The sequence below is a fragment of the Candidatus Sysuiplasma acidicola genome, from assembly GCA_019721035.1.
In the GTDB taxonomy this organism is placed as follows: Archaea; Thermoplasmatota; Thermoplasmata; order Sysuiplasmatales; family Sysuiplasmataceae; genus Sysuiplasma; species Sysuiplasma acidicola.
The window spans coordinates 77,488-84,739 of the sequence record JAHEAA010000007.1 but is presented as its reverse complement, the minus strand read 5'-3'; the positions used below and the strand labels follow the sequence as shown (position 1 = coordinate 84,739).

At 50.6% G+C, this 7,252-nt stretch carries 4 protein-coding genes; 2 read left to right on the top strand and 2 right to left on the bottom strand.

Features of this window, described 5'->3' with window-relative positions; genetic code table 11:
- Positions 1-985, top strand: a 985-nt coding sequence (locus KIS30_04940; protein MBX8646086.1) for a transposase, incomplete at its 5' end; no start/stop codon positions are given.
- Between the two features lie 127 nt (positions 986-1,112).
- Here the strand turns inward: KIS30_04940 and KIS30_04935 are convergent.
- A complete protein-coding gene (locus KIS30_04935; GenBank protein ID MBX8646085.1) occupies positions 1,113-3,683 on the bottom strand; it encodes a hypothetical protein in 2,571 nt (856 codons plus the stop codon).
- Positions 3,684-3,789: 106 nt separating this feature from the next.
- Here KIS30_04935 and KIS30_04930 point away from each other — a divergent pair, with 106 nt between their 5' ends.
- A complete protein-coding gene (locus tag KIS30_04930) occupies positions 3,790-5,226 on the top strand; it encodes a DUF835 domain-containing protein (GenBank protein MBX8646084.1) in 1,437 nt (478 codons plus the stop codon).
- On the opposite strand, the gene KIS30_04925 is transcribed toward KIS30_04930, so the two are convergent.
- Entirely contained in the window at positions 5,223-7,106 is a 1,884-nt protein-coding gene (locus KIS30_04925; protein ID MBX8646083.1) for a hypothetical protein, read from the bottom strand. The two genes, KIS30_04930 and KIS30_04925, sit on opposite strands and share 4 nt — an antisense overlap.
- Between the last annotated feature and the right edge of the window lie 146 nt (positions 7,107-7,252).

The window sequence follows — 7,252 nt, the reverse complement described above, 5'->3', positions numbered from 1 at the left end:
TGCAGAGAACATCAGCGGAAGACTCAATCTGCGCAACCGCATATACAGGGAATTCATAGACCGTTACAGTCTTGCGAGTCAGTATCCGTACTCTGTTGCGGAAATTGCATGGTCCATTGTAAAGAAACACAGAAGATGGCACAGGGTGCCTGTTGCCAGGCACCCGATGATGAAACTCGACAGTTCTGCGTACACAATCAATAATGGTGTATTGAGCATCGCATACGGACAGGGAAGGAACGGACAGCGCATAAGTGTAAGACTGAAATTTGGTGAATACCAGAGACTGTTTATGGAAGACAGAACACTGAGTATGGGTTCGGTCACAATCACTGCTGACGCAATAGTTGTCGCATTCACAAGGAACATTGCGGCAACAGCACCGGTCTGGAAGGTTGCATTCGACATAAACGAGAAGTCGCTTGTGTCATCAGACGGTGAACGGTACGATCTCTCTGAAATTGCAAGACTGCAGACCGAATACGGACAGAGAAGAGCTGAGTTCTCACACAAGCACAACGAAGACAGACGACTCATAATCAAAGTGTCAAAACGTTCACGTCAGTGTGAACGCATACGACAGCGTGTTCACGCTGTCGCCAATGAAGTTGTGAAAAGAGCAAGGGACGAGTCTAAGACGATTGTCATGGAGAGACTCACGCACATACGCAAATCGCAGAGGAAAGGGAATGGGAAGGGCCATACGACGAGGCGCAGGATCAACAGATGGCCCTTCTCCGTCATGCAGAAGGCGATAGAATACAAGGCTGCATGGGAGGGAGTGGAAGTACAGTACGTGAGTCCCTCCTGGACGTCGAAGAAGTGCTCCGCGTGCGGTAAGGTGAATCGCAAACTCGGAGCAGAGAAGGTGTGGCAATGCCAGTGCGGTGCCACACATGACCGTGACTTCAACGCAGCCATGAACATATGGTCACGGTCCAACCCGGTGTGTCTGCCCGTGACCCGGGCAGGAGCGGGAGGCTGATGAGGCCATACAGCAATACAAAGATGCTGAGCGGAAGCCTTCAAGTCATTTTCAAGCGAAAATTGACAGGGTCTTGAAACAGTGGATACTCCGGACCGTTATCGTACCACGTCCACACGTTCCAATATCAGGAGTTTCGCCGCCAGGAGAACGGCAACAGCCTCCGCAAATCGAATCTCTCCTCCAGAACCGGCAGGGCAACGAAGAGTGTTACAATGACGGCAAAGGATGCTGCTGAAACTCCGTATGTAATCCAGGCAGACTGGAATGGAACATAATCAAATGTTATGCTGCCGGGACCTCCGCTCACCAGGAATATCATGTCTCCAATTGAGCGGGAAACAGGTATACCAGACTGTGAAAAATAAGATACAAGTCCGGGTTCCGAAGACCATTCTGAAGGCACACCGCCGGGAGTAACGAACACCAGATAGCTGCTTGAATTCAGGCCGATGATGCCCGGCATGAGTACATTGTATCTTGCATCATTAACCTTGTTGCTGACAAGCGGAAGGAAGTAGCCCCCTCCGACAGCCGGCGTTGCTCCTCCCGACACAAGCCACGCATAGTCAGTGAGATTCACACGTGCAGAAAGTGTGATCAACTCGCTGTAGGACTGCACAGATAGAACTTTGTGAACGATGTAAGCCCTTGAAACAGGGTGGAGATTCAGAAAAAGGGCACAGGCTGTTGTGTTTTCAACCAGCCTCATGTCGCTCTGGTGATACAGGAATGAATAATTCCAGTAATCGGCGCTCTTGCTGAGAAAAACATACTTCACATCCATCACGGAAAGTATGTTGCCTAAATGCGATATATTGTTCCGCTCGCCGAGAATAGACAGTATCAGCGGAGAAAACAGCTGCTGGGAACCCTCTCCGCCAACATAGGTGTTACGTCCTCCGTATATGAGATTCTGTCTGAAAAAGGAGTTGAAAGGCGAAGCGAACTTGGTCCCGCTCCAGTTATAATACATGTATCCGTGCCAGGGCAGGATCAGCGTGGAATAATCGGAAGTGTTGTTGTTCATAATGCTCTCCGCCCTGTACCAGGAGGAAGGGTACTGGACATTTGTCAGCTGCCCGTTAAATGAGTTCATTTCCATATATGAGTAGACGAACGGTGAAACGAGTGAGACAGCAATGATCGCGGCAACCGCTGCCACAACGTATTTTCGGCTGTTCCCGCGGAAGATTCCACTGACTTTGCCTTCATTCTTGCCTACGCCGGTCAGGTATGACTGAAGCTGGAGAAGTCCAAGACCGCCCAGAAAGCTGTAGGCCATGACCACTATAGCGACGAATTTCTGTGGCTCCCTGAAGCCGTTGAAGAGAGGGAAGTTGTCGAACATGAAGGTGTAGAGTCCGGCTGTGAGAGGGGAGGATATTCCGGTTGCAAACAGAATAGAAAACACTGCGGCGACTGCAAGGGAGACTGCCGCCGGTGTCCTCGCGGTGCCGTAATAGCTTATTAGGCCGAAGATGGACAGGAAAAGGAAGAGGAAGAAGATCGAGATGAGTGAGGGAAAAAGTGTCACCGGGTAAATATAGCCAGTCCGGAAGAAACCGTACATGGCGGCTACGCTAAGCATCGTATTACCGAATACCGTAGGCGTGGATGCGAAGGCAATTGCGTCAAGGAATGTGAACGTGCCCATGATTTGACTGGTCGAAGTGCCTGCGGAGGTGAGCCAGTAGAAGTTGAGAAGGCAGAGCATGGCTGCAATCAGAAGGACGGAAGTGCATGTCCTGTAAAGATGAGCGGCAAGATTACCCCTTCCTTCATACAGACACAGGACAATGAAATAAAGTGCCGAAATGCCGACCATCAGCACAAACGTATGAATGTCGAAGACTGCCACCAGTGAGAACACAAGAGCCGCCCGGGCTGCGCCCTGCATCTTGTCTTTCCGGGTGGCCGCAGCCATCAGTGAGATAAACAACAGAAAAGCGAGCGGGCTCAGGGAATATGCAAATAGAAGACCCCATGCACCCGCAAGCATCCTGGCATAAACAAACGGATTCACCGCATACAATATAGACGAAAAATATCTGGAAGGACCGTTGAGGCGGAAGTGGCCAGAGAATAGGTACATCGTGGAGGAGGAGAGGAAAAAAATCAGGAAAAGGAATATTTTCTCAACAAGCCATGCGGGGATCACTGCGTAAGCCACATACTCAAAAAGGGCGAGTGCATTTCCACCTCCAAGTGAAGGTGACAGCGCGTAAACTCCCGAAAGTGATATGCGGGGACCGAATACCATGTCCGTCACCAGAACATACCCGGGTGCGAGAAAGGCACTCATTATAAAGAGCGATATAAGCGAAAAAAATACGGCCGGAACCAGAGTGCCGATTATGAACGTATAATGTTTCTTTAACCGGTCGATGAGAGCATATGCGTATTTTTCTACAGGCGAAACAAGCACGCGGCTGCTGTGTCTGCGCGTTTCTCTGTGATCATCGATTATCAGCAATATGACACCGGCAAGCAGGCAATAGAAGAAGACTATGGCAATGTCGTTGGAAATCGAGGAATTGCCGGCAGAGGATTCTACTGCGGCGGCTATGAGCAGAATCAGCGCGAGTGCAATCAGATACCTTGGGTCGGTGCGATAAATAACATATAATATGGTGAAAGGCAGCAGTATGGCGATTGCAACCACGTTGTAGATTTCCGCAATATCCCCTCTGCTCACAGAAGAGAGGTCGGATAAATAAACTCATTTCGAGCAACAGACAGACGCAGCACAGCCTTGGGAAGGTTTATTGGCAACATAGTCAATAGTCATTTAAGGTGCTGGCATGTCATTCAGAAGAACAGTTTTTTCACGTAAACGTGAGACAACGCTGCCGCTTGGCATACTTGCACTGACCGAAACTGGACAGCATGCATCAGACAAGCCAAAAGACGATTATACGGCAGACAGGGTCTTTACTGACAGGGAAGGAAATACCAGTATTTTCGCATCCTCCATAATAAATGCCGACATAAACTCCAGTGGAGACGTCTGGATCGGAGCCGACGCCGTTGTCGAGGGAAACGTGAATGCCGAAGGCGATCTTATTATGGAAAAAAATTCGAAGATCACCGGGTCGGCAAGAGTAGGCGGTTCTGCAAATTTCAAAGACAACGCGGTGATACTTGGAGAAGTGAGCATTCAGGGTTCGGTCTACAGGGGTAACAATCCGCCCGAGCACATATTCAAGCATCTGAGACCGGCCATGAGGCTCAAAGAGTCAGGCAGCACAGGGGAGTTGCCGGATATTGCCGATGAAGTGGACGCACTGATTAGTAACGGCAGAATACAGCCTGGCTCGGCAGTCATCATACAGGAAAAAAAGCCACATCTCTCGTATGCACTGATACGAAGACTTTCCAGCGAAGGAATGAAATGCATGATCATTGGCCGCGAACCTCCGGAGAGAGTGCAGTCGGTGAGGTTCATACGCATAAACGAAGAGGATGTGATCTGGCTGACTACGCTGGTCGGCAGGAGGTGTGTCAACCCAACGCATCTCGGAAGCGTCCAGAACGCGCTCACAAAATTTATTGATTCCAACCGGAGAGGCATCGTATTGATTGACGGTCTGGAATACCTGATATCAAACAACGGATTCGACGCTGTACTCAGGTTCATCAACAAGATTGAAGACATGATAATAACAACCGGAACTACTGTCGTTGTTTCAGTGGACCCGAGAACGCTTGATGCACAGCATCTGGCACTCATTGAACGCGGATCTGAAACTGTGTACAGCGACAACAGCGCCGAGGAAACAGGAACGGTGCTGAGCGCCGAAATTGAAGAACGGCTGAAGGAGGAGTCGGTCAGGAGACAGCAACTGGAGGACAGGCTTGACGGCTATCTCTCCAGGATTGAAAATGCGATCGTGAGTGTGAAGTCCGAGGCCAACACCGCACAGGAAAGCAGACTCAGCCGCCTGACTGAGCTTGAGGACGCGCGAGAGATCATCAAGGAGGAGATAAAAGCGGTGGACGAGGGCATGCGCGATCGTGAAGCAGAACTCATGAAAGCAATCGACCTCAGGCTCAGAGAACTCGCAGAACCTGAAGGAAAGCAGCATGCGCTGTACGAACTGGAGCAGCAGTTGAGAGAGAATTCAAGCCTGCTTCTCAAAGCAGTTCTGCTTGCCGAACGTCTTTCGATGGAGAAAGTGGGATCGAATGATACCGGGCTGAAGAAAATCCCCCAGGCTGAGCAGGGGAATTCGATTTAACGGTTGCGTATCCTGCGCCGTAGATATATCGATGCCACGACACCTGTCACGAGAGGAAGAATGATCGCGGGAAGATAATCCGTCCAGGGAAGCTTCTGAACGACGGTGAAGATTATCTGACCGGCGCTCGAGTTGTTAACCGATAAAATATATGAGCCTGGAACAGCAGAAGGTACAACGAAAACTGTGCTGAATGAGCCTGAACCGTTTGTCACGGCGGTGCGGCCCGTATTGTTGCCATCCCAGAGAAATGCCAGATTCCTTCCGGAGTGGAAACCGTTTCCGGTGATTACTATTCCCTGCCCTGCGAAGCCGCTTGGCACATCTGACGAAATCGACGGTGCCATGAAGAGCATGACTGGCGTCGCATTGTTGCCCTGAGCATCAATGGCGCCAAAAAACTCCGGCCCTCCGGGCACGGCCGGCACGTTTATCGACAGTGAAAAGGATCCGTTGCTGCCGCTGGAAACAGATGTGGACGCCTTTCCTGAGTACCAGAACAAATCAACGCGGGAGTCGGGTGAAAAATAATAACCTCTCACCAGAACCGTTTCCCCCTGACGTATGTTAGTGATGTTTGAAATCAGCAGCGGTCTCACCGTGAAATAAGTGCTGTTTGAAACCAGACCGGATGCTGACCCGAGACTGAAACTGTATCTTCCGGCGGCTAAAGCAGGCACCGTAATGGAAAGAACAGCGGTGCCGTTCGCCATCACGGGGGCGGAAGCTGTTCTGTAAACGCGGCCGTTGATCAGCAATTGAACAGCATTACCCTGGACAAAGCCGGTTCCGATAACGGACAGGGGCATTCCGGGAGAGCCCTTATCGTTTGACAAAAAGATTGATGTCTGATTGATTAAGAATGGCGTGGACACGTATTGACCGGAAAGGGAAGATGCGTAAACAGAATGTGAACCATGCTGCGACACTGGAACGGTGAATGCAACGACTCCCTTTCCGTACCCATTAATCCTTCCGCTGACATTGAGCTGCGATCCAGGCCACGTGATGTACACGCTGCTGCGGGATCGGAAGCCTGTAAGCAATGCAAGAACATCCTGCCCGACATGACCAGATGACGGCACGATGGACATGAAAGGCAGAACAGTTCCATTTCCCCGGATCGCCATATAATTGCTGAACCTGACAGAGTAGTTACCGCCGGGGATACCGGGAAGATCCAGGCCGATATAGCCGGCACCGTTTCTGTCCGTGCCAGTGGAGTATCTGTTCATGGAAGTGTTGTCCATAACGGGGTAGCCGGCGTTGTAATTTGCCGGAAATCCCGAAACCATTATCGTCACATGTCCGCCGATGTACTGGTTTGCAGGAAACACTGAAATTGCGGGATGCGTTGATGGAACAGAAGCTATGCCCGCCGGGGCCAGTTGGAAATCATTCCCGCCCGAAAGGATGGAAAGGGTGAACGGGCCACCGCTCAGGTTTCCCATGAGTGTTACGGTGAAGTTGGCAAGAATGCCTGAGATGCCTGAACTGAACGGACCGTTGGCAGCATCAACGACATGCCCGTAACTGTCCGTCAAGCTTGCAGAATTGTTCTGGACCGTGTAGTTGGATGGAAATCCGCTGATTGCTCCAAACACTATAGATGTGCCGTACGTGCCTGCGGTGGAGACAATAACGCTTGAATTCAGCCGTATGACGGACGTGCTGCTCGCAGACACGGAAACAACATCACTTTCAGTAGCGGCGATCACCTGCGTTGTTCTCCCTGTTTTCTGAACCACAGGTGCATGGCCGGCCGTAGTGGCGGGAGGGCAATACTGTACGCTGAACGCCGGCATTGTTGCCGCGGTTACAGGTATCTGAAAAACCAGCAGCAACACCAGAGCCAAAACCGGAACCAATTTCAGGGACATTGTCTTCTACACCCCAGTCAACGAACGAAATTCGTAATCCGAATCACCAAAATTCAGGCCAGTACTCTGTTTCGGCGCATAAATAAGGTGATTCCTGCGTGAAAATCAGACATGATAATGAGCACTTCATGTATTAAAGGTAAAGC